The following is a 2134-nucleotide window of genomic DNA, read 5'->3' as shown; positions in this document are numbered from 1 at the left end:
GGCGTGGCAGGCTGCGTCAAACATTTTCCCGGCCACGGCGACACCCACCTCGACTCGCACCGCGCCCTGCCCCGCGTGGACAAATCCCGCGCCGAACTGGACGCCACCGAGCTGTGGCCCTTTCGCCAGACGCTGACCCAGGCTCTGGAGAACGCCCCCGCCGTGATGACCGCCCACATCGTCTACAGCGCCCTGGACCCTGAGTTTCCAGCGACCCTCTCGGAGCCCATCTTGACCGGCCTGCTGCGCCGGGAGTGGGGCTACGGCGGCGTGATCGTCACCGACAGCATGGGCATGGCGGCCATCGACGGCCACTACGGGCGCGGCGAGGCGGCGGTGCTGAGTCTGCGGGCAGGCGCCGATCTGGTGATGGCCCTGGGGCGGCGCAGCGCCCAGCAAGACACCCTGGACGCCGTGCAGGCCGCGCTGGACGCTGGGCTGGACGGGCAGGCCAAGCTCGAACGCCTCACCGCGCTGGCCCGGCGCTTCCCGGTCCAGCAGGGCGAGAGGGCCGCGCTGCCGGGCGACGAGGCCCTGTTCGCCGCCGCCTGGGCGCGGGGTCTGAAGCTCAGAGGTGGGCCGCAGCCGCTCAGGCCGCTCAGCCGGGTGCTGCTTTTAGCCCAGCGCAAGGTCGTGCGCGAAACCGTCAGCGAGGCCAGCGTGGACGCTAGGGCGCTGGCGCAGGAACTGGGACAGTGGTTCGAGACCGAGCTGCACGCCTACGACGACCCCGCGCAGCTCGACTGGGCGACCATGAGACGCCGGGCACAAACGGAGGGCCGCACCCTGCTGCTGGCCACCACCAGCCGCCACCGTCAGGCGGGGCTCATCGGCGCCGCCCCGGACCTGCACCTGTGTCTGTACAACCCCTTCGCGGCGCAGGACGTGGCCGCGCCCGCCGTGATCAGTTTCGGGGCGCAGCCGCTGGCCCGCGCCGCCGTCTGGAACTGGCTGCGCGGGTAACACGGATCAGGGCTCACCTTATTCCAGCTCACTCCAGCTCGCTCTATTCCGGCAGGCTCTTGCGGCCCAGCAGCCCCATCAAACCGGGTTTGCGGACCCGCTCGGTGCCCTCTTCCGGCGCGGCGCCCACCACGGCCTCGAATTCGCGGATGGCCGCGAACAGCCACTCCGGGGCGCCCAGCCCCCTGAGCTGACCGGGCTGGGTCCAGTCGGCGCCCCGGACCTCAGCGGTCGGGTTCAGGATGCCCGACACGTACTCGCTGCCGAAGATCAGACTCAGGCGCGAGTCGCCTTCCGGCAGCCGCACGGCGAAGCTGCTCACCAGGCTCAGCGAGCCCACCGACAGGCCCACCTGGGCGAGCAGCGTTCGGCGCAGCCCCAGTTCGGCCAGGCCCGCGCCACTGGCGGTGCTCATCAGCACGCCGGGGAGCTGCACGGCGCCGGGCAGCAGCGCGTCGTGCGGCTGCACCACCAGGTAGGTATCCTTGTGGCGCACCAGCGCGAACACCCCCACCTGGTAATACAGCGAATGGGCGGCAATGACGCGGGTCAAGGCGACCCCAGCAGCCCGTCGCCCAGGCCAGAGCACGGTTGTTGTGCTAGGTACTGCTTCGGTGCCGAATCAATCGTCATCATCTCACCGTATGCTGGCATACCGTATAACAGGTAAACAGGGCAAACGCCTTCACAAACTGGTGGGGCTGCCGAGCCGCGTCGGGGGGGGCTACCAGCGGCGCTGATACGGCGCACTCAGCACCTCGGCGTTCAGGACCTGGGCGAGCGCCAGAAACGCCGGGTCGTGGGCCGGGCTGCTCCAGGCGGGCGACTGGATGAGCAGCACGGCCTCGATGTCTGCGGGCGGCGGCCAGGCGTCCGAGCGCGTCAGGTGAAGGCGAGAGAGCAGCGCCCCGGTGAAGGCCGCCTGCACTTCCGCTTCGGTGCGGGCCAGGTCGAAGCCCTCGGCGACGGCCAGCTCGGTGTGCCAGCCCGGATACTGGACGGTGTAGCGCCCGATCAAGCCACAGCGCAGGCCCAGGCCCGCCCAGTTGCCGGGGCGCAGCTTGCCCGGATCGCCCCCAATATACGGACCGCTGCCCGAATACAGATCGTGGTGGCTGTCGATGTTCAATACGGCGCGGCCCGGATACCGCTCCAGCCAGCTCCAGGCGTG

Annotated in this window: 2 protein-coding genes and 1 pseudogene; 1 reads left to right on the top strand and 2 read right to left on the bottom strand. The window is 70.4% G+C overall.

Annotated features, from left to right (window positions below):
- Positions 1-963 (top strand): glycoside hydrolase family 3 N-terminal domain-containing protein (locus tag Q0R23_RS11630; RefSeq protein WP_293913203.1); only part of this gene is annotated, 963 nt, incomplete at its 5' end.
- Between the two features lie 43 nt (positions 964-1006).
- Here Q0R23_RS11630 and Q0R23_RS11625 read toward each other — a convergent pair.
- Together Q0R23_RS11625 and Q0R23_RS11620 are read right to left on the bottom strand one after the other, a co-directional pair.
- A complete protein-coding gene (locus Q0R23_RS11625) occupies positions 1007-1516 on the bottom strand; it encodes a hypothetical protein (protein WP_293913201.1) in 510 nt (169 codons plus the stop codon).
- 171 nt (positions 1517-1687) lie between these two features.
- A pseudogene (locus tag Q0R23_RS11620) lies at positions 1688-2134 on the bottom strand (arginase); the annotation flags it as partial.

The organism is Deinococcus sp. (assembly GCF_025362455.1).
In the GTDB taxonomy this organism is placed as follows: domain Bacteria; phylum Deinococcota; class Deinococci; order Deinococcales; family Deinococcaceae; genus Deinococcus.
This window is presented reverse-complemented; position numbering and strand designations above follow the sequence as displayed.